At 43.0% G+C, this 22,002-nt stretch carries 18 protein-coding genes; 4 read left to right on the top strand and 14 right to left on the bottom strand.

From position 1 onward, the window contains the following. Positions 1-23: 23 nt before the first annotated feature. From LRR81_RS16130 to LRR81_RS16105, 6 genes are all read right to left on the bottom strand, one after another. Positions 24-2,891, bottom strand: coding sequence for an ATP-binding protein (locus LRR81_RS16130; protein WP_231790424.1), 2,868 nt, complete (start codon positions 2,889-2,891; stop codon positions 24-26). Then, positions 2,892-3,263 (bottom strand): response regulator transcription factor, encoded by a 372-nt coding sequence (locus LRR81_RS16125; RefSeq protein ID WP_231790423.1) that lies wholly within the window; start codon positions 3,261-3,263, stop codon positions 2,892-2,894. It abuts the gene before it with no gap. Between the two features lie 48 nt (positions 3,264-3,311). Next, positions 3,312-4,958: a response regulator gene (locus tag LRR81_RS16120; protein WP_231790422.1), complete on the bottom strand. Its 1,647-nt coding sequence runs from the start codon at positions 4,956-4,958 to the stop codon at positions 3,312-3,314. A gap of 380 nt (positions 4,959-5,338) precedes the next feature. After that, entirely contained in the window at positions 5,339-7,003 is a 1,665-nt protein-coding gene (locus tag LRR81_RS16115) for a glycoside hydrolase family 13 protein (protein ID WP_231790421.1), read from the bottom strand. Between the two features lie 215 nt (positions 7,004-7,218). Continuing rightward, entirely contained in the window at positions 7,219-8,454 is a 1,236-nt protein-coding gene (locus tag LRR81_RS16110) for a dicarboxylate/amino acid:cation symporter (RefSeq protein WP_231790420.1), read from the bottom strand. A gap of 85 nt (positions 8,455-8,539) precedes the next feature. Then, positions 8,540-9,868: a hemolysin family protein gene (locus tag LRR81_RS16105; protein WP_231790419.1), complete on the bottom strand. Its 1,329-nt coding sequence runs from the start codon at positions 9,866-9,868 to the stop codon at positions 8,540-8,542. A 297-nt stretch (positions 9,869-10,165) separates the two neighbouring features. Here LRR81_RS16105 and LRR81_RS16100 point away from each other — a divergent pair, with 297 nt between their 5' ends. Continuing rightward, positions 10,166-10,411 carry a protein mistic gene (locus LRR81_RS16100; protein ID WP_231790418.1) on the top strand — a complete coding sequence of 82 codons (246 nt, stop codon included), beginning with the start codon at positions 10,166-10,168 and terminating at the stop codon, positions 10,409-10,411. 4 nt (positions 10,412-10,415) lie between these two features. Further along, complete coding sequence (locus LRR81_RS16095) at positions 10,416-11,405, top strand: potassium channel family protein (protein ID WP_231790417.1); 990 nt, start codon at positions 10,416-10,418, stop codon at positions 11,403-11,405. Here LRR81_RS16095 and LRR81_RS16090 read toward each other — a convergent pair. Continuing rightward, entirely contained in the window at positions 11,391-11,810 is a 420-nt protein-coding gene (locus tag LRR81_RS16090; RefSeq protein ID WP_231790416.1) for a YugN-like family protein, read from the bottom strand. The genes LRR81_RS16095 and LRR81_RS16090 overlap by 15 nt on opposite strands. 259 nt (positions 11,811-12,069) lie before the next feature. Between LRR81_RS16090 and LRR81_RS16085 the strand changes: the two genes are divergently transcribed. Beyond that, the gene (locus LRR81_RS16085; RefSeq protein WP_231790415.1) at positions 12,070-12,576 is read left to right on the top strand and encodes a GNAT family N-acetyltransferase; all 507 of its coding nucleotides are present in this window, start codon (positions 12,070-12,072) and stop codon (positions 12,574-12,576) included. A 350-nt stretch (positions 12,577-12,926) separates the two neighbouring features. Here the strand turns inward: LRR81_RS16085 and LRR81_RS16080 are convergent, their stop codons facing one another. Continuing rightward, a complete protein-coding gene (locus LRR81_RS16080) occupies positions 12,927-14,090 on the bottom strand; it encodes an iron-containing alcohol dehydrogenase (protein ID WP_231790414.1) in 1,164 nt (387 codons plus the stop codon). Between the two features lie 181 nt (positions 14,091-14,271). Here LRR81_RS16080 and LRR81_RS16075 point away from each other — a divergent pair, with 181 nt between their 5' ends. Then, a complete protein-coding gene (locus LRR81_RS16075; protein ID WP_231790413.1) occupies positions 14,272-14,505 on the top strand; it encodes a DUF378 domain-containing protein in 234 nt (77 codons plus the stop codon). Between the two features lie 80 nt (positions 14,506-14,585). Here the strand turns inward: LRR81_RS16075 and yugI are convergent, their stop codons facing one another. From yugI to LRR81_RS16045, 6 genes are all read right to left on the bottom strand, one after another. Next, positions 14,586-14,969, bottom strand: coding sequence for a S1 domain-containing post-transcriptional regulator GSP13 (yugI, locus tag LRR81_RS16070; RefSeq protein ID WP_231790412.1), 384 nt, complete (start codon positions 14,967-14,969; stop codon positions 14,586-14,588). Positions 14,970-15,061: 92 nt separating this feature from the next. Beyond that, positions 15,062-16,522 carry an exopolysaccharide Pel transporter PelG gene (gene pelG, locus LRR81_RS16065; RefSeq protein ID WP_231790411.1) on the bottom strand — a complete coding sequence of 487 codons (1,461 nt, stop codon included), beginning with the start codon at positions 16,520-16,522 and terminating at the stop codon, positions 15,062-15,064. Beyond that, positions 16,523-17,929: a GT4 family glycosyltransferase PelF gene (gene pelF, locus LRR81_RS16060; RefSeq protein WP_231790410.1), complete on the bottom strand. Its 1,407-nt coding sequence runs from the start codon at positions 17,927-17,929 to the stop codon at positions 16,523-16,525. After that, positions 17,926-19,773: a DUF2194 domain-containing protein gene (locus LRR81_RS16055; RefSeq protein ID WP_231790409.1), complete on the bottom strand. Its 1,848-nt coding sequence runs from the start codon at positions 19,771-19,773 to the stop codon at positions 17,926-17,928. Before LRR81_RS16055 ends, pelF begins: the two co-directional genes overlap by 4 nt. 29 nt (positions 19,774-19,802) lie before the next feature. After that, entirely contained in the window at positions 19,803-20,723 is a 921-nt protein-coding gene (locus LRR81_RS16050) for a hypothetical protein (protein WP_231790408.1), read from the bottom strand. Further along, positions 20,720-21,943 carry a hypothetical protein gene (locus tag LRR81_RS16045; RefSeq protein ID WP_231790407.1) on the bottom strand — a complete coding sequence of 408 codons (1,224 nt, stop codon included), beginning with the start codon at positions 21,941-21,943 and terminating at the stop codon, positions 20,720-20,722. Before LRR81_RS16045 ends, LRR81_RS16050 begins: the two co-directional genes overlap by 4 nt. Between the last annotated feature and the right edge of the window lie 59 nt (positions 21,944-22,002).

The following is a 22,002-nucleotide window of genomic DNA, read 5'->3' as shown; positions in this document are numbered from 1 at the left end:
TAAAAAAGACTGACTATGAAAAGTCAGTCTTCAGCTGGGACAAGGATCTGTCCTTGCCAGTCCTTTTGAAGCAGCGTCTGCAAGATAAGCTTGGAAAGAGCGCTTGGCTGATAAGGTTTGACAAGGTAATCCTCCGCTCCTAGAGCAAGTCCTTTTTCTTTTTCATCCAAAGCGGAGGAAATGAAGATGGGCAGCTTGCTGAGCGCTTTATTCTTTTTAATTTCTGTCAGGACGTCCCAGCCGGTAAAGCTTGCATCGCTGAGCATAATGTCAAGCACAACGGCATCAGGCTTTTCGTCTTTAATGCATGTTAATGCTTCTTGTCCGCCTGTGAAGATTTTTACGGCAAAGCGGCTTTCTTCTAACTCTGTTTTCAGCAAATTTGCCAGATTCAAATCATCTTCTACGATAATGACATTTGTTCTGTGTTCTGCTGCTCCTGTTCGTTCTTCTTCACTGCCGGCATCCGTTCCTAAAACAAGAGGAAAGGATACGGTGAACGTGCTTCCTTTGCCAAGGGCTGAAGAAACATTCACCTTGCCGTCATGCGCCTTCATAATCTCTTTTACGATCGCCAGTCCAAGACCCGTTCCCCCGATTGTCCTTCTGTCTGAATTATCTACCCGATAAAATTTCGCAAACAGTTTATCAAGGGCTTCTGACGGGATGCCAAGACCTTCGTCTTTTATATCTATCTTAAGCTGTTTGCCTTCTTCGCTTATGGTGACTGTAACGGTACCGCCTTCTGGCGAATATTTTACGGCATTGCTGATAAGATTCGTAAAAACCTGGGCAATTTTATCTTTATCGCCAAGCACCACTGTCTGATCTGTCTGTTTGTTCAGCACAAATTGATGCGCTGCTGCCTGGACTTTCTGATTTTCTAAAACACTTTCAACAATTAGAACAAGATCTTCATATCGCTTTTCATATGGCTGCTTGCCCGCTTCCATCCGCTGCACATCAAGGAATTCATTAATCAGCAATGTCAGGCGCTTTGCTTCCTGATAAATGGTAGAAAGGTATTTCTTTTGCCGCTCTGGGCTAAGCTCTCTGTTCAGCATCAGCTCAGTAAAGCCGAGTACACTGGCAAGAGGTGTTCTAAGCTCGTGACTGACGGTGCTGACAAATTCCGATTTCATCTGGTCGGCTTCATACTCTTTCGTAATGTCCCTGTGCACAAGAACTGTGCCGATTTTAAGGCCGTTTTGGAAAAGCGGTTCCGCATACACCTGGATTACTTTCTGGCACCTGGCAAGCTGGAAAACAGCCGTTTTGTTCAATTCCGTGTTTGCAGCAAGCACAGCTTCGCTGAAAAATTTCTTTGCTGTTTCTCCGTTTTCCATTTGCCTTTCGAACCAATCTGCCCATTCACTGAATAAAAACCTGTTATGAACCCCTTGCACTGAATGCTGATAAATGGTTTTCATCTGTTCATTTGTTTGGAGTATTTTTCCGTTTACATCAACAAATTGAATGCCTTCATGGACGGTGTTCATAATCTCCTGATTTAACACACGATCCTTTTCTGACTGCTCATACAGGCTGATTTTTTCCAGCGAAAGCGAGACATTTTTAGCCAGTCCTGCATAGTTATCCATTTCCCCTGAGGTGTAATCATCACTATAGCGTGTCAAAAGGAGAATTGCTTCTACAGCATTTTCCGAAGAAATGACTGGAAGGTATAAATCATAAGAAAAGAGCTCTTGTTCATGGCCGTCTCTTTCTGTGCCGTATGCTTTTCTTTTCACAGAAAACGGTTTTTTTGTTTTGAGCATTCTCGCTGCTGCATCTGAATTCTTTGAAATGAGGTTCATGCTTTTTTCAGATGCCCCGTAGGAAGCAGAGCTATGCTGATCATCCGCCGTAAAAATAAACCCTTTTTCTGCCCCTACAATACGAGCCATTGCCGTGACTATGCTCTCCAGCAGCTCTCCCTTATCAAGGGTATTGGAAATCCCATGAATCAGTTCATTCCTCAATGTGAGCTGGGCTTCTCTGTCCCTCATCATGCCGAGCGCGTCTTCAAGCTCGGACTGCTGTGCCTGCAGCTCATCCTGCTGGGCAATCAGCTCTTCGTTCTGCGCGTTTAAATCCTGCTCTTTGCCCACAATATTCCGGCTCATTTTTTCAAATGCTTTGTGCAAAAGACCAAGCTCGTCCTCGCGGTCAATGGTCCGCATAAAAATGACTTCTCGGCCTGCTGCGATTCCCTTGGCTGCTTGCGTTAAATCATTTAAAGGCTTGCGGAGCTTGTTCAGCACATGACGGATAACAGCAAATAAAATAATGAGCAGCGCCAGAACGGCTCCGGAGAAAATCAGCTGGGATGCCAGGCTGTTATTCGCAAAGGATTCATCATTGGCTGCCTGCTTTGCGGCAATTCTTCCTCTATATTCCTTAAGGCTTTGCTGAAAGTTTCTTATCTTTGCTGATCCGTCAGGGCTCAAGGCAACCTTTGTCAATCCCTTGATGTCTCCCTCTTCGTAGAGCCGGACACTTTTTGGTACAGCATCCTGAAAATAAAACGTGTAAAATGCCTGAGCTGCCTTCACAAATTCTGAGTCCTTCTCTGCCAGGGCATCCTCATGAAGTTCATCCAGCTTTTGAGAAATCAGGCTTTTTTGCTCCATTGCTTTTTCATAGTAAAGCTTGTTTTTGCCGTTCTCGCCGTAGGCAAAATAGGCTCTGATCTCGGAGATGGCGCTATTAAAGGCGTAATCAAGGTCACCGGCAAGCTTTTCCTGCATTTTAAGCCTGCTGTTTTCTGCATCATAAGAGGCTTGTGTCCTGTTCTGTGCCCACACAAATATAGCAAACGTCGCACAGAACATTAAAATGATGGCTGCTGTGAAAGCCCCGAATTGCCTTGGAAGGCTTTTTTTTATCATCTATTCATCCTGCCCTGTAATTTCTTTGATCTTTTCGAGCAATTGTATCGGGCTGAAGGGCTTTGCCATAAAATAGTCCGCTCCGGCATCAAGCACTCTTTCCTGGTCAGCGGCCTGGCTCTTCGCACTCAGCATCATAATTTTCGCATTTTTCTTATCGGGATGATTGCGTATTTTTTCAATTAATTCAAGCCCTGTATAGCCCGGCATCATATAGTCAAGCAAAATAAGGTCATACTCATGCTCAAGCATTTTCTTAAGTGCTTCTTCACCGTCTGCTGCTTCTTCAAGACTGTATCCTTCTTCTTCAAGTGTATCGGCAACAAGCATCCTTAATATTTCTTCATCTTCAGCCAGCAATATCCGTGCCATTCAGTTCCACCTCCAGCACCTTTTTCAGGCTGCCTTTTTTGTACATACTTATATATCGGTACTTTTGAGGGGAACTTCAATGTGCTTGACTCTTTTTATCAAATGCTGAAGCCTTGATTCGAGCTCAGCCAGTTTAAATGGCTTTGTCAAATAATCATCTGCTCCATAGTGGAGGGCCTTTGCAATGTCTTCTTCGCTTTTTCTTGCCGTTAGCATAATGACGGTATACTTTTTTTGATCCTCAAGCTGCCTTATTTTCTTCAAAACTTCAATCCCATCCATTTCAGGCAGAACTCCATCAAGAATAATGAAGAATTCATCATCCTTTCCGTCTCCGTACCAGTCTGATTCCAGAAAACTCATTCCATCCTGGAAAAGCCGGATATCAAATTCGAGCCTTTTGGACAATCTGCTTTTGCGGAAAAGATCCTGTAAAATGGTCCTGATGATCGGATCATCGTCAATAATGCCGACATGAAGCACCTTTTTGCGCGCCGGACTGCTGCTGTCATTGATCAGAACTCTGCCTCTTCCTTTCTTTTTCGCTTCATAAAGCGTGCTGTCAGCAAGATCCATCAGAACGTGGTAGTCCATATAGTCTTCAAACTGGGCAATTCCTGCTGAAAAGGTACAGGAAAAGCTTTCTCCGCCCTCAGAAAAAGTGACTTCCGAAAACTCGGCAAGAATCCGTTCCAGAACCTTTTTGGCTTCCTCTGCTTCTGTTTTCGGAAGCAGCAGGAGAAATTCCTCGCCGCCAAACCTGTACGGCAAATCGGACGGCCGAATGCTTCTCTTAAGCAAATCCGCAAACCTGACCAGAACCTTGTCCCCAGCCAGATGCCCGTATTTATCATTAATTTTTTTAAAATGGTCCAAGTCAATAACTGCAGCGCTAAGGTGCTGTTTTTCCCTGATAATTTGGGCTCTGATGCGCTCAAAAGAGTCTCTTAGGTATTTTCTGTTGAATACCCTTGTTAGTTCATCGATCATAACCAGTTCATCTATATCCCTTTTTTTCTCTGTCTGGCGCCTCACCCTTACAGAAAATTCATCCAAATCAAAAGGCTTTGGAATAAAATCATCCGCACCCAGTTCATACGATTTCATCCGTGTCGCTTTCGAAGAATCGACGCTGATCATGATAACCGGGATAAATCGTTTCTTCATCTTTCTTTTTAAATCTGTCAAAACATCCAGGCCATTTCTCGAATGCATGTGCACATCGATGATGATGCAGTCCGGTTCAAGATCAAAGAGCGAAGCAGCAGCTCTTTCCGGCTCAGCAAATGCAATAACCGCATAGTTCTGTTTTTCCAATTCATCTTTTATATACATCAGCAACGCAGTATCGTCATCAATCAAAATAACCAGCTGCTTGCTGATCCCGCCGCCGGCAGCTGATCCCGTGCCAGTGGCAGCCATATTTGCGTCTTCTTCATATAAAATGGTTAAAAGGTCAGAAAGGAAAAGAAACAGCTCGTCTTTCAGCCAAGTCTCATCACTGTCTTCCTTTACGTTTTTTATTAAACATGCTGCTGATGCGCCTAGTTCCGTCAAACCGATCGTTGGAGCTGTTCCTGAAAGGGAGTGAAGAAACTTGTAAACTTCCCGGTGAGTCACAGGCCGATCATTTTTTGTCCACTCTGAAATTAAAGTGCGTGCCTTTTCAAGTAAAATACTTTTATATTTATTCATGCTGATTCCCCTGTAAAAATTGAATTGCCTAACCGCTTACTATTTTACTACTTCGCCTGTTTAAAGTAACCTTTCTTATCTTTATATCGGGGGTTTACATCTGGTAAATCTGTCCATTCGCTGTCTGCTTGAGATTATTAAAAAATAAGCTATGTTTAAGAAGAATGTTGGTTTTTACCCACCTGTTGATCTACGTTCCAGGCGGGAGACTCCTGCGGGAGCAGCGGGACAGGTGAGACCCCGCAGGCGCTAAGGCGCCGAGGAGGCTCAAGCGGCCCGCCCCGCGGAAAGCGGACGCCTGCAACGGAAATCAACAGTCAAATTTAACAAAGCCATAATAAAAATAGAGGCCCGCCCGCAGGCTGCCCCTATCCTTGCCATTACTGCAGCAAATAGACTCTTGCTTCGTAAGGCTTCATCATAAATGCTGTTGTGTGCTTATGAGACTGTGTTTTATAGTTTGCCAGCATGAGCTTTTCAGAGGAAAGCGGCAGGCTGCTGTACTGATAGTATGCTTTTTGTCCGGAGATATTGCAGATAATGAGCGCCTTTTGGTCATCCAGCGTTCTGGTATATGCATAAATCTGTTTATCCTCGTCAAGAATACAATCATAGCTTCCATAAATAAGCACATCATTTTCTTTTCGAAGATTAATCATTTTTTTGTAAAAATGATAAATAGATTCTGGATCAGACATTTGCTCCTCAACATTGCACTTCACATAGTTTAAATTCGCGCCGAACCATGGTGTCCCGTTTGAGAAACCGCCGTTCTTTTCTTTGTTCCACTGCATTGGGGTGCGGGAGTTATCCCTTCCTTTATGCCAAATAATTTCCATGATTTCTTCGTGCGGCCTTCCCTTGGCTGTTTCAATCAGATAGAGATTTTTCATGGCTACATCGTCGTAATCCACAATAGAATCAAAATGAACATTCTTCATTCCGATTTCCTGTCCCTGATAAATAAAAGGCGTTCCTTGCATAAAGAAGTACATGGCAGCAAGGGCCTTCGCGCTCTCATTTAAATAGATTGTGTCATTTCCCCATGTTGAAACAGAGCGCGGCTGATCATGGTTTTCAAGGAAAAGGGCATTCCATCCTCGACCTTCAAGTCCTTTTTGCCATTTTGTCATCGTTTTTTTAAATTCTGCAAGATCAATAGAGCCGCTGACTCCTGTATCCCACAAACCAAGATGTTCAAATTGGAAAATCATGTTGAAAATGCCGTCCTTTTCGCCAACCCAGTCTTCTGCCTGCTCAAGGCGCACACCATTTGCTTCGCCGACAGTCATAATATCATATCGCGCAAACGTTTGCGCTTTCAGCTCTGTTAAGTGCGTTAAAATGCCGTCTACGTTCATATGGTAATCAAAGGATGGGACAAATGGAAAACCGTACGGGTTCGGCAAATCAGGAAAGTTTTCTTTTTTCTTTATATGAGAAATGGCATCCACCCGGAAGCCGTCAATTCCTTTATCCAGCCACCAGTTGATCATTTTATAGACTGCTTCGCGCATATCCGTGTTATCCCAATTTAAGTCAGGCTGTTTTTTGGCAAACACGTGAAGGTAATACTGATCTGTTAGTTCATCTTTTTCCCATGCTGAGCCGTTAAAAATGCTTTCCCAGTTATTAGGCTCTTTGCCGTCTTTGCCGTCTCTCCAAATATACCAGTCTCTTTTTTCGCTGTTTTTGGATGTACGGGATTCAATAAACCATGGATGCTCATCACTCGTATGATTGACCACAAGGTCCATAATCAGTTTCATGCCGCGTTTATGCGTTTCAGCAAGCAGTTCATCAAAGTCCTCCATGCTGCCGAAGTCCTTCATAATGTCCTGATAATCGCTGATATCATAACCATTGTCAGCATTCGGTGATTCAAAAATCGGGCAAATCCATATGACATCGATTCCAAAATCCTGCAGATAATCAAGCTTTGAAATGACTCCCTGCAAATCTCCAATCCCGTCTCCATTGGCATCCATAAAGCTGCGGGGGTATATTTGATAAGCTGTCGCTTCTTTCCACCATGTTCTTTTCAAGCTGTGTGCTCCTTCCTGGCAACAAACTATTGCAAACGCTTTTAATCTTTCAATACTTAAATTATTATACTTTAATAACTTGCTGGAGAGAACAATAATTTATTTAGCTTATGAGGAAGCCGATTTCAGCAAAAATTCAGATTCACCATAATATTTCAGTATGTATCATTAAAAAAGCAGCCAGCTTTTATAAGGCTGGCTGCTTTTTGCTCAGATCAGGCAATTTTAGACTTTTCTTTGCCTGTTTTCATTAACATCCATTTTTTCCCTTCCACAATTCTTGCCGTAAGCATTCCTGCCGCATTGTCACCAGTGACATTCAGCATCGTTGCCGGCGGATCAATGATTGTGCTGATCGCTGCGATAATCGGAAGGGCTTCAGGCGGAAAGCCGAATAAGGAAAGAATCAGCATTTCCCCTATCATGCCTCCGCTTGGAATGGCGCCCATAACTGTTCCGACAAGAAGGGAAACAAGGATAATGGTGATCCAGGTACTAAAGCCTCCTACAGGCTTATGAAACAGCTCAAGCAGGAAGACAATTTTCAGCACACCGCCCATAACAGAACCGTCTTTATGCATTGTTGCTCCAAGAGGCACTGTCATTTCACGGATATCATCAGGTATGCCCATCTTTTTGGATGCTTCCAAATTTACCGGGATAGATGCCGCGCTTGAGCAGGTCGCCAAGGATGTGATGGTTGGAGAAAGCATATTTTTCCAAAACATCTTAACAGCCCGTCCTTTTCCGGATAAAAACACAAATAGCGTGAATGCCGCAAAGAAGTAAATAACTGAAGCAATGTAATAAAGAATGCCTGCTTTAAAATAGGTTCCGAGCAGGAGAGGTCCATACTGGCCGACAAGGGTGGCAAAATAGGCGCCAAGCCCAATTGGTGCATACAGCATAATGATGGACACAAGCTTCATTAGAACATCTGCACCTGAAGACAAGAAGGCGGCAAACGGCTTTCCCTTTTCACCGATAAGGGAAACGGACAATCCAAGGAACACAGCGAAGACAATCAATGCCAGCATATTGTTTCTGGAGAAAAGCTCTCCAAAATCAGAAACAGTGAACGTGCTGACAATTTGGTCGCCAAGTGTCACTTGCTCTGCTGCTTCAGGCTGCTGAAGCTTTAAATTCACTCCCTCTGCAGGCGGAAAAATGGAAACGGCAATCAGCATAAAAATAGCCGCAGCGATTCCAGTAAGCAGAAACACGCTGAACATGCTGCCCATAATTTTTCCGAGCCGTTTTGTTGCTCCCATTGCTGCAATAGAAGAAGAAATGGTAAAAAAGACAAGCGGTACGACAACCGTAAACATGCCATTTAAAAACAAATCGCCAAATGGCTTTAAGATCATGGCTTTTTCTTGAAAAATAAGTCCGATTACAGCACCGGCAATAATAGATGAAAGCAGAATAATCGGGAAACGGTAAGCTTTCAATTCAGTATACCTCCAATTTAACGGATAAAAGACCGAATTAATGCTACCAAAACCAGCCTGCTTTTTCAATCTATTTTATTGTCCTCTATTCTATATTGTTTGCATCTTGCTCGGTTTTCGGCAATTTGCTGATTTCAACAGAGATAATGTGGTGGTTTTCAATTTCCATTATTTTAAATTGATAATCGTCCTCCATTACGCTTTCTCCCTGCTGAATATCAAGGTTCTGTGAAAGAATCCACCCGCCGATTGTATCCATATCATCTGATTCAATAAAGGTGCCGAGCACATCGTTTATTTCTTCAATCAGTGCTTTTCCATCAACCACATATCGGTTTTCTCCAAGCTTTTGTATGTATGGCAGCTCGTCTGCATCAAACTCATCCTGTATTTCCCCTACAATTTCCTCCAGTATGTCCTCTACCGTAACAAGCCCGGCTGTTCCCCCATATTCATCAACCAATATGGCAATATGAATTCTTTCCTTCTGCATCCGGATCAAGAGGTCATGAATGTATACTGTTTCAATCACCATGATGACGGGTCTCATCAGCTGTGTTAAATCTTTGACGCCTTCCAGCTCTCTGCTTTCATACAGTGCCTGAAATAGCTCCTTTACATTGATAACACCAATAATGTTATCCTTCTCGCCATCCTGAACGGGATACCTGGTATATCTCTCATTCTTCATAATAGAAAGATTTTCTTCAAGGCTGTTTTCAAGGGCTACAGTCACCATCTCTGTCCGCGGCACCATAATTTCCCTGGCAAGCCTGTTGTCAAATTCAAATATTTTGTTCACATACCTGTACTCGGATTGATTGATTTCTCCTTTTTCATAGCTTTCGGACAGGATGATTCTAAGCTCCTCTTCACTATGTGCCATATCGCTTTCATTAGTTGGCTCAAGACCTGTCATTTTCACAATCAGCCGGGCAGAGCCATTCAGAATCTTAATAAACGGCAAAGAAATTTTATGAAATAAGATCAGTGACGGCGTGAAGCCAAGCGTAATCGCTTCAGCCTTTTGAATGGAGATGGTCTTTGGCGCCAGCTCCCCAATGACCACATTGAAGTAAGTAATAATTAAAAAGGACAGCACAAAAGAAAGGATGGCTGTCAATGATTCATGAAGGCCGATCTTTTCAAAAACAGGGTGAAGCAATACCTGTACCGTCGGCTCTCCAAGCCACCCAAGGCCAAGAGCCGTCACAGTAATGCCGAGCTGGCAGGCAGATAAGTATTCATCAAGATTGGTGATGACCCTTTTTGCTGCTTCTGCTTTTTTATTACCCTCTGCTACAAGCTGATCAATGCGGGATCTTCTGACCTGTACGATGGCAAATTCAATTGAAACGAAATAAGCCGTAATGGCAATCAAAAGGAAAACTAAAAAAATATTTAAAATAACCAATGAATTCCCTCTTCCGTCAGAAGAAGGATCACCTCCTTGTAAGCAGCTGCCTATCTTTATAAAACAGCCATCTTTCTATTCTTTTTACTCAGAAGGACAAACATAAACCTTTTGTCTGTTATTTGTCTTGAAAAAGGAGATGCCCGGAAGGAAAGTCTGCATGGCTCTTTCCAGATAGATCTGCTCAATTCAGCTGCTGTGCTTTGTACCCTTACACTATTTTTCTCATCATCTGCAAATACCATCCCAAAATACGCGCATACTATTGGCAAGCAGGAATTTCCGGGCGGTGAAAAAATGAAAATTTCAAAGGATGAAAAAGAGGCCTTAAGCACAGCCATTGATAAAATGAATGAAGGTCTTGATGTTTTTATTCAATTCTACAATGAAGCAGAAGAGGATGTTCCATTGGTCGACTTTTCCGATGATACGGCTAAAATCATTGAAAGGGCTGCCGACTCAATCGGAAGAGAGAAAGTGTCGAATAAAATCAATACAATTGTAAAAGAAATGCTTTCGTTTTTTGATGAAAAAAAGGACTGAGCAGATGAAGCATAACCGACTTTATACCCTGCTCCTGAAGTTTCCGCTCTCTGTTCGGATCGGATCAACCGTCATACTGATTATTTTCATTTTCGCCTATCTGATTACACTGGCTGAACCGAAGGAATTTCCGGATTATTATGATGGGATCTGGTGGGCAGTCGTTACGATCGCTACTGTGGGCTACGGAGATTTAGTGCCTGTGACAGCGATTGGTAAACTGATCGGCATTATATTAATTCTGCTGGGAGCTGGTTTTTTGACCGCTTATTTTGCGCACCTGTCAGCAGCTGCCATCCAAAAGCAGCATTCTTATTCAAGAGGTCATGTATCCTTTCGCAGCAAAGACCATCTTATTGTTGTGGGATGGAACGCTAAAGCAAGGGAAATGATCAAAACAATGAGAAAGACAGCGCCAAAACGCAAGGTGGTATTGATTGATCAAAGCCTTTATGAAGCACCTCTTTTGGATAATATCCATTTCATTAAAGGGAATGCGGCAGAGGACGATGTTTTGCTGAAAGCCAATATCCATAAAGCAGACGGCATTATCATTACGGCTGATCAGCATAAAGACGAAGCTGATTCTGACAGGCAGACCATTCTTACTCTGCTGGCTGTAAAAGGACTGAATCCCGGACTTTACACGATCTGTGAAATTCTTTCAGAACAAAGCATGAACAATGCCAAACGGGCTGGTGCTGATGAAATTATCCGAACATCCGAAGTCACAAGCCATTTAATGATGAACAGCCTCTTTTCCAAAAAAGGGCTGTCTGATTTATTTGAAAAGCTGAATCCAGCTGCCGGAAACCATTTTGAGATTCTTGCAGCAGGAAGCATGGAAGGAAAATCATTTCTGGAGGCCAGCATCTATTATTTAAACCAGGAAAAGCTTCTTTTGGGCATTAAAAAAGGGGAGGAAACCTTTTTAAATCCCCCCCATGATTATCAAATCTCTGCTTCTGAAGAGCTGATCTTATTCGTTCATTGACGCTCCCAGCAGTACGCTCTCAAGCTCAAGAGCCAATTCCCTGCCGACGCTATGGTATTTGTCCGCAATATAAGAATCCTTGTCATGAGGTTCAGAAAATTGATTAAAAGAGGCTGTAATATTCCCGGTCTCTGCGTGATCATCAAGCCCTTTTTTGTATTGGTGGGAAAGCAAAAACGGCGTTCCCAGTCTGACAGTGGCATGGGGTGTATCCAGTTCCCCGTCCACTGCCTGAAAAGGGACCCGCAAATATTGAACACCATCTTCATCATCGATTTTGTAATCAAAATACCCATTATCATAATCCCAGCCGCTCCCAATCACATATCCGAGCGGCTTTAATTCTTCCTCCAGATAATGCAGCTTAAATATCTTATTTTCAATCTTTGACGGAATTTCAAACATGTCAGCAATCCCCCTTTTCTTTGTAGCTTCTCCCCTTTTTTAAAAAACTACAGATAGAAAAGCCTGGTAACAATGCACACAGACGCGTATTTCCCTTAAGTTCACCAAAAATTTTCCTAATTGGAAAGAAAACTATTAACAAATTATTGAAAACTGTTACATTTATTTATAGAGACTTTTTATTTTTGGCTTTGTTAAATTTGGCATTCTTCTTTAACACAGCCATATTTGAGCCGATTGCAAATCCGGAGGAGGAAAGATGAAGATCAGCATCCGCCAGGCTACTGCTGCCGATTCATATGCCATATTAAAATACACAAAAAAAATATTGGATGAAACCCCTTATATGATTTCTACATCAATGGAGTACGTTAATTCTGTTGAGGATGAAGAATTTTGGACACGCCAAACCTATGAGGATGGGGGGATCATTTTCTTAGCTTATTCCGGCAGGACACTTGTCGGCATGCTTACCGCCAACAGGCAGCGCCGGTTAAGAAAACGCCATACCTGCACATTCGGAATATCCGTTAAAAAGAGCCACCATGGCAAAGGCATCGGCAAGCTTTTGATGAATGAACTGATTGTATGGGCAGAACAGCAGCCAGGGCTTGAAAAAATTAACCTTGAAGTGTTTTCCAATAACCTCATCGCCAGAAGGCTTTATCAAAAACTGGGCTTTCGGGAGGAAGGAAGGCTCTTAAAGGAGATAAAATACACAGACGGCACTTATGCGGATGTTATTTTGATGGGAAGGCCTCTTTAATAGAAAAGCGGAAGCGCCTTGTTCAGCCCCGACAAGCACTGGAGCAAAAATGCGAAAAGTCCGGGTTTGACTTTTTGGATTTTTGTGAAGTGACTCAGATCGGGCTAGGCGCTGGAGCTGGACAATTTAGAAAAGCGCAAGCCGCTCGTTCAGCCCCGACAGCTGCTTGCGGAAAATCCCGAAAAGTCTGCACTTTGACTTTTTAGGATTTTTTGAAGCGACTCGAGGGGCTAGCGGCTGTAGCTGGACAAATCTAATCCCGACATTCAGCCATTTAAGTACACTTATAAATTCTTATCTCATAAAAAAAGCCGCCAGTTTCTAGAAACTGGCGGCTTTGCTTTCATCTTTTACAAGGACGCTTGAAGAATATCAGTAACATCCTGTTTTTGCAATTTGTTAAAGTTTCCGAACGGTCCATTAGCCATCGCTTTATCTGCCATGAGTTCAATGTTTTCATCTGTAATGTCATAATCGGCAAGACGGGAAGGGGCACCAAGGCTGCTCCAGAACTCACGAAGTTTTTCAATTCCTTCAAGAGCGATGTCACGGTCAGATTTTCCTTCTTCGCTTACTTCAAAAACACGGACAGCTAGCTGTTTAAAGCGGGACAGGTTCACATCAAGGTTATGCTTCATCCAGTTAGGGAACAAAATAGCAAGTCCTCCAGCATGCGGAATGTCGTAAACCGCTGAGACAGCATGCTCGATATTATGAGTGGCCCAGTCTCCTCTGGCTCCCATTTGCAGGATGCCATTCAAAGCAATGGTGCCGCTGTAAAGAATGGTTTCTCTCAACTCATAATTTTCCAGGTCTTCAATGAGTTTTGGAGCTGTTTCAATGACTGTTTTCAAAACAGATTCACACATTCTATCCTGAAGCAATGCATTCGTTGTATTGCGGAAATAGGATTCAAATACGTGAGACATCATATCGACCATTCCGTAAATTGTATGATCTTTTGGAACACTGAACGTATTAACAGGATCAAGAATTGAGAATTTCGGGAATGTCAGCGGGCTGCCCCAGCCGTATTTCTCTTTTGTTTCCCAGTTCGTGATAACAGAACCAGAATTCATTTCAGAGCCTGTTGCCGCAAGAGTCAGCACTGTGCCAAACGGCAGCGCATCTGAAGGAGTATGCTTTTTCGTCACAATATCCCATGCATCCCCGTCATATTTAGCACCTGCTGCAATGGCTTTTGTGCAGTCAATAACACTTCCTCCGCCAACAGCAAGGATAAAATCGATGTTATTATTTTTGCAGATTTCAACGCCTTTTTGAACAGTTGAGAGGCGCGGGTTCGGTTCGATTCCTGCAAGCTCAGAAACCTCTGCTCCTATTTCTTTTAAAAGAGATAAAACCTGATCATACAGTCCGCTTCTCTTAATGCTTCCTCCGCCGTATGCAAGAAGAACCTTTTTTCCATACTTAGGCACTTCGTTTTTTAATTCTTCAGCTTGGCCTTTGCCAAAAATCAGCTTTGTTGGATTTTGATATGTAAAATTTTCCATAAAAATCGCCTCCTCGAATAACATTATGCTCCTTGAAGCTTTTTTTTGTAAAGAAATGCGCTCTATTAATATGCTTCAAAATATTCCAGCCTATGTTGCCTGCTATGATTTTTCCTGTGTATAAATTTTATAAAAATCCGCACGATATGAATGTATCCATACTAACTAAGGAGGGAATATCATGAGCGCATTACAACGCATTGCACTAGTACTTACCATAATTGGAGCCATCAACTGGGGACTAATCGGCTTTTTCCGTTTTGATCTTGTAGCAGCCATTTTCGGCGGACAAGCTGCACCTCTTTCCCGCATTATCTACGGTTTAGTTGGTATTGCAGGCCTAATCAACCTCGCTATCCTTTTCAAACCAGCAGAAGAAATCGGACGCACAGAACCAAAACCGGAAATGAAATAAGCACTCCCTGCAAGCGGTATAAGAAAACCATTCCGCTCTAAAGAAAAAAGGCACCGTTCAATTGAACGGTGCCTTTCCTATTACTTCTTGGATTGTTCGATCCATTCTTGAAGCTTATCTTTTAGCGTGTTAAAGCCTTCCTGCGGTGCTTGGGATGCTTTTACAGTTGTTGTAGCCTGTCTTTTTCTTGGCTGTTTTTTTGCTTCAGGACGCTCTGGAGCTTCCTGTGTAGCACGAATGGACAAGCTCATTTTTCCAGCTGCTTCATCAATAGAAAGAACCTTAACCTGAACTTCGTCTCCAACTTTCAAGTGCTCGTTAATATCTTTAACAAAGCCGTGCTGAATTTCAGAAATATGAACCAAACCTTGTGTTTCTTCATCAAGCGCAACGAACGCTCCGTAAGGTTGAATGCCTGTGACTTTACCTGAATAAATATTGCCTGTTTCGAATTTTGTGGACATGAGAACACTCCTATATGATTAATATATCTCGTTTATATACGCAATTAAAAATGATATCATACTTTCCCCATTTAATCAAAGAATCTTTTTAATCAGCTTGAAAACCGCTCATTTAAGAATGCAGCCGTTTTCGTAAAAAGAGTGCTTTTCAACACTGGCTGCTTTGCTGAAAAAGCATGATAATCTGCTTTTTCAACATACGTGAATAGGCGCAAGTGGCCAAATGAATAGCTGATTAAGCTTCCTAAAGCAAAGCCAAAGCCGTAGCCTTTATAGCCAAGAGGCAGCAAAAGCAAGGTAGCAGCAGCAATTCCAGTAATGAACAAAGCAGCAGTCCATGCCGCACCCTTCCTGTCGTCAAAGTAGAGCTGAAGGAGAATCATCACAAGCGTCATTCCGTTGCAAAAAGCTCCAATCGCCGTGCAGCGGAAAATTTCGAGAGTTTTATCATTATAAATCATTTCAGGAAGAATAAATATAGCCGCGAGCAAAACAGCAGCTGTAATGAGCCCCTGGTTCCTGAGCAGTCTTTCCAGTTCCTGCTTCAGTACAACGAGCATTTTACTTTTTGCAGTCAAAATCTGCTGCAGTGTTCCTCCTTGATTAATAGCACTGTAGAACGTTCTGTACCTTTCATAAAAACGGGTTTCAATCGAAACGACAAACAGCATGTAAATCGGAATAATGGTGAGGTAAGCATAAAACAAAGCTGTGTCATAGGATGGATAGCTGAAAAACACTCCATATTTAGGCGCCTTGCCTTCATGAATCCAAATGATCCAATTGCTTGCCCAAAGACCTGCATTATAGCAAAAGCCGCAAATAACCAAGCTTGGATAACGGTCAAAATAGGTTAAGTATTGAAATTGCCCTTTAGCTGTTCTGATGGGAAAAGTCAGGTACATAGCGTGGGTCAGCCACAGCAGTGTAATCCCAAGACCGGCGAAAAAGCTTGCCAGCATCAGGACTGCCTGCGTATAGGTTCCGAACGCGAAAGTGCCTGTATACAGCAAAATGACCATGCAAGCCGCGCCCGTTCCTCCCCCTGTTAAAAATGCCAAAGCAATGGATTGATAATTTTTTGCACCTGATAAATATAAAAGCATCACCCATATTAGATTCAGTACAGCGAAAATCCCTAAAATCAGCAGTTCAATGTAAAGCGGCAGTTCCGAGAAAGCGGCAAAAATACACCAGAGCAAAAAAGCGGCGAGCAAGGTTATTTTTGCAAATCCGATGAATGACGCAAATACTTTTCCTTCCTGCTTTTCATAAAGGCAGTCTGCGACATAACGGGTAACAGCGAGCTGCTGCACCCCATACAGGACTTGAGAGAAAATAAAACAATAAGAGATGGACAGCAAAAAAAGTTCTTTGTTTTCTATATTTACCCCTTTTGCAAACCCGAGAATATTCTGAATGAGAAAAAGAGTAAAAATGATCAAAAGCCAGGGGCCCGCTGTAACGAAGACAGAGTACAAATACGCTTTTACCCGTGAAGAGTAATAGTCTTCTTTGAACATTTTCTGCAGCTGAAATCCTATCCCCGCCATTTAAGCCCCTCCTCTCTTTATGTACAAATTTCTATAGGCAGCGATCATGTCTTCGGCCAGATAATATTTCAACACCCGCTTGCGGCCGCTGTTTCCGAGCTTTGGCAATAAATCTCTGTTTTCCATACTCCACTGCAGCCGGTCTGCGAGCTGCTTCGGACTCACAGGCGGGACCGTAAAGCCGCAGGCTCCGAAGCTGTCTCCTTCTCCGCCTTCAATCAGTTCTCTGCAGCTGCCTACATCTGTTACAATCCATGGCTTGCCGAAAGCCATTCCCTCTAAAACAGCAAGAGGCTGTCCTTCAGAGATGCTGGACAAAACACAAATATCAAACTTCGGCAAATAATCATCAATATTTACCTTGCCGGTAAACTCTATCTGATCCGCTAAATGAAATTCTTCTACAAGCGACCTGCATTCTGCAGCGTATTCCGGCATTTCTTCGTCAGGCCCAAGAATGGACCACTTAAAGGAAAGACCCTGAGATTTTAACAGCCGTGCTGAATAAATCATTGTTTTGATATCTTTAATAGGAACTACCCTTACGATGGCCCCTATGTGGAAAATTTCTTTTTGTCCGCGTTCGGTCTGTTCCTGAAAGGAAGAAAGGGATATACCGTTTGGAATGATTTTAGTCTTTTCCTCCGGAGCACCTCCCTGCAGCTGGTACTGCCTGTTTCTTTCAAACAGGGTAAGTATTTCATCCGCCATTTCGTATGCCTGTTTGGACAGATGATGAAAAAACTGAATCCAGCGTTTTTTATAGGTAACAGGGATCCACGCTGCCTGCAGGATTTCCTCCTCCCGCTCCCTTGAATAAATGCCATGCTCAGTCAAGAGAAAAGGCACTTTTTGCGAATAAGCAATATAAGCAGCAGCAAGCCCGCCATATCCAGTGGAAACCGCGTGTACGAGCTTTACTTTTTCATATTCCTGCTGCAATAAAAAAATAACCGGTGTATACAAAGCCCGCCACATCCAGACATAATCAAGAAAGGAGCCGCTTTGTTTCTCAAGCACATAGCAATGTTTGACAAGCGTGTAAAAAGCTTCACTGGCAAAAAAGTCAGCCAGGCTTCCCATTTTATTTTTGTCTCCTAATAAGCGGAGCGCTTCTGGATTTGTCGTCTGAAATGTGAACCATTCAGACAGGAGACTGATTTCCTGCTCCGTAAGCTTCGTTTTCAAGCTTTTCGCCTGATCCGTCCTGGCGGTTAAAGCTACATTTTGAATATGCTTAATATTTTGCGGCAAATCAAATTTTGCCTGATCAATCCCTCTTTCTTCTGGTGTAATCGTAAAAAGGGAAAAATTCAAATCAGGCATGCTTTTGATCAATGTATGAATCCAGCTGGAAACCCCGCCGCTTACATATGGATAGCTGCCTTCAGCAATAAAACCGATCATTTCTTTTTCCCCTCCTCCAGTGAAATCACTGCATCAGGCTTTGTCAGTGTTACAGTATAAATGGAAGGATTGATTTGCTGAATGCTCCCATAAGGCCTTGTGCCAGTTTGAATTTTCTTCCCCTCATTTACCCTGATCAGCAAATGAGACGGAACTGGAACCTTATAACCGTGCAGTTCAATGGAATGATTGCCGTAAGAAATATTCCATTTTCCTTTTTGATATACGGCCATTTCCCGCTCGGCATCTGATTGCCTGTATGCCGTTAAATATGGATACGTTTTGATCAGAAAATCCTGCAATCTTGTATAGTTTTTCTTCAGGCCTTTCCATCCGCCCTTTTCAGACCGCTGCTCATCAAGCACATCGTCAGGATGCACAAAGTGGGAAACGATTCCAAAGTTAGCTACAGCATCTGCCATCTGAAACTGGTCCTCAGCTGTGAACTGATAGCCGCTCGTAATTCGCGGAAAATTATATAAGGAAGGATATTTTTCATCATATCCAAATTCCTGAATAAGACTGCCAAGCTTATCAGTGCCAAGGTAAAGACTTGATATAACCCCGATATCAGGATAGCTGTGGGCAACTGCAGCTATTCCTGCAGGTCCGATAGTATTGGATGGCGGCACATAGGTGCTGATGTTTGCTTTTGGGAAAAGCTTTGCCTGAATACTTCTCATTTGGTGAAGCGAGCGCTCCATTTCTCCCCTGCTTTCCCACAGCCTGTAATGAAAGGATCTATCCGTTTTGTCGCCCTTTAAAATTAGTGACTGGTGATTGTAGCCATGCAGGGCGAGTTCCCCTCCAGACGCCAGAAGCTGGCGGCCGTATTTCAGCAAATCCTCTTCATACAGCTGCAAAATATGCGATCTTGACAGATTCGGATCACTCTCATACGTGCCGATGGAAGCTCCGGTATAGGGAAAATGATAGTCTGAGCTGATCTGTTTCATGTCAGGCCACCAGACCTTGTCGTAGAATTCATCATAGGTCATCCCGTAATCCTGATAAATCTGCTTATTTTTCATCTTTACAACTGGAGCAGGAAAATCATCAATATACATGATTTTTCCCGCAAACTGCCCTGCTGCCATGGCCGGCGCTGCAAGTGTCAGGGACTGGAGCAGCATGCCTCTTGAAGACTTGTCCTGCATCGCCGTATTATTTAAAAAAACCACTTTCCCTTTTCCATATGGATATGTCCATAAAAAAGGCTGCTTTTGGGCTTTTATCAGAACATGCGCTTTCCTACTTAGCTTCACATTCAGCATGCTGTTGGAAAAGTACTCAGATTTCGGGCTGATTTCAGGGTAGCCTGGAAAAAATGCATTGGAGACCGAAAGACCTTTTACTCCATCGACATAGCCCCTGTTTTTTTCAATCCCTAGCAGGCTGTCCCACGCAGGATCTTGAAACCGGTTGGTAAACATGAGATTTCCGCCCTGCTTCGCATACGTTTGAATTTTACTGAGCGGCCATTTCTCCGGATTCTCCCCAAACAGCACAAGAACTGAATAGGGATCAGGGAATAAAGCATCCTCAAGCTGATCCGTTCTCTTCACTTTATAAGGGATTTTGGCATACTGAAGCGCCTTTTTCATATTTTCAAAAATGCCTAATCCAAATTCGTCTTCCGGCTGGCAGAGAGTGACGGTCAATCTTGACTCTTGCGGAATTTTCGCCTTCGAAGACATGACCTTTACATCAGCCGGTTTTACCGGTTTTTTTGGAAAAGGCAAATCCTGATAAAGGCGGTCCATGTTAAAATACAGCGTCCCCAAAAGAGCAAGCAATACAATTAACACTGTTGCAGCAACTTGTTTGTATAAGCTTTTTTTCATCCTATTCACCTTGCCGTCTTTAAAATTAGCTATTTCATTTCCGCTGTTTTCCTGCTGGTATAAAACAAGGCTGCAGTCTGCTGATCTATCTCAGACAGCAGCTGATATTGCGGATGCCGATAAATTTTTTCAGCCAGACGAAAGATTTCCGGCCAGTCACTTTTTAAATAGGCTGCTCTGAAAAGGCCCATTTCAGCATCAATGGAGCCCTGATCTGAAGAGAGTGCCTGCTTGAATGCCGCCTCAGCAGTCACCAGGTCTTTTTCAAGCATCAGGCTTCCAAAGGCTTTTAAAAACTCCGGCTGGTTTGGAAATGAAAACAGCGCCTGCTTCAAAAATGTACCGTACTCCTCTTCAATGTCACTTTTTAAGGCAGTGTCATAGAGCCCGCTATCCAGGTAGTTCCTATAAGAATTCATCAGGGACAGATAGCCGGCGATACTATCGCTGGATAAGTTTCGTTTTTCTTGATCAATCTGCTGTACGGCTCTTTCGTGCAAAACATTTCTTATCGCAGCTGCATAATGAACCGTTTCGCGGTCAGAATTAGATAGCGCTTTATCAAGAAGCACTTTATGCCCTATTGTCTTTTCATTTGATAAATTGAGCATGATGCTTTTCAGGATGCCGGCTCCTTCCTGTTCACCAGATAAATTGACGGAAAGCAGATCTTCGTCCTTTTCCAGCTGCTCTCTCAACAAGTCAAAATTGTAAACCCCTTTCTCTATATATTGAGAGTACTCGTCCATAAAAGAGGTGTTTTTGTGACTTCTGTGATGCTTGGCCATAAAATAGCCTGCCAGGAAGCCGGCTACAGGAAGAACAAACGCCAAGATCATCCACCATTCGGCTAATCCCTTTTCTTCCTCTTCCCATTTTCTTTTCTCGGCTGAAATCAGCCAAACCGATATGACGGCATAAAACAAATAGATGATGATCCCCACTGTCATTTCTCTTCTCCACCCTTCAGGGAGAGAGCGTGCAGAAGCCGTTCTTTTATTGTCTCGATATAAGATTTGCTTGTAACAGGCAGCAAAATGTACAGCTTCCCGCTGTGCTCGTCAAACCCTGTTAAATCTGTTTCCCGCAAATGTCCCTGCAGAATAAAGTCCATTTCTTTCAAATTTGCCTGCCCTACTTCCAGATCAAATGAAGCAAAAGGCTGTCCGAGCTGTTTCATTCTATCGATTTCGACCGATAATCTGTGAAAGAAAGCTTCCATTTTATAAATGCCGGTTCCTTGGTACCGGTCATTTTTATATACTTCACGCTCATATCGGTAAGCAAATGTCAAACGGTCTCCCGCCCACCGCAGGCACCAGGTGAACCATTGAATTTCTTGCGGTGAAAGCTTTTCAAAAGCCGGCTCATCGACTGCCGCAATATAGCGCAGGCTTCCGCCAACAAAAATGGGGCCGGCGATGGCAGGCGATGCGGAATCATCATCAGGCTGCCTGAATTGTACACTTCCCATCTGGAGAGTTCTTTTTAAAAGAGAAGGGGCGTCCGCAAGCAAGATAGATGCTGCTTCTTCTTCAAAGCTTCCCCACCTGAGTTTTACCCTCAGGGTATTTCCCTGCCTCGATATGTAATAGAGAATAACCTTCTTTGCTTCAAAGTGCTTTCTAATCACCTTGATTGCTTCATCCTGAATAATTTCAGGGTCTGTATGATTCAGCTGTTCGATCATATCAAAGATAACTTCATAGCTGTTCTCGGTATGCAGGATCCGGTCTTTGTATTTTTCATGAAGACCCAAAACCTGCTGCAGCGTTTTTTCTACTTCTTCTTTTTCATCCTTCATTTCCTCGTAAATATGCTGCAAATCTGTATATCTTTCCTTTTGCGAAAGACTGTAGAGACCGCAAAAAAGCAGCAAAAAAAAGTACAGGGCAAGCTTGATGAAAAAGAGAGAGTCTGAGATGACAATCAAAACATCCTGATTGGAGGCATAGGTTTGGAAAACAAAAAAACCAATGGCCCACAAAAAAGGAACCGCTCCGTAGTAAACACCATATCTTAAAGAGATTAGAACAATGACCATGCTCCAAAGCAGGTCCTCAAGGCCCGGCGCAGGCTGCTGCTGGATTAAAAGCAAGATTGTGATGGCAAATACTGCTCCAAAAATTTCAGCGAATTTCCTAAAAGTATTGCTTTGTTCATAGATCATTCTAACCACTGCCTTGTCATCAAATTGTAAAAAAACTGTTGATATTTGTAATATCGGTT

The sequence above is a fragment of the Metabacillus kandeliae genome (assembly GCF_021166585.1).
GTDB lineage: Bacteria > Bacillota > Bacilli > Bacillales > Bacillaceae > Metabacillus_B > Metabacillus_B kandeliae.
Note: the sequence above shows the minus strand (reverse complement) of the source record. Positions and strands in the feature narration are given on the sequence as shown.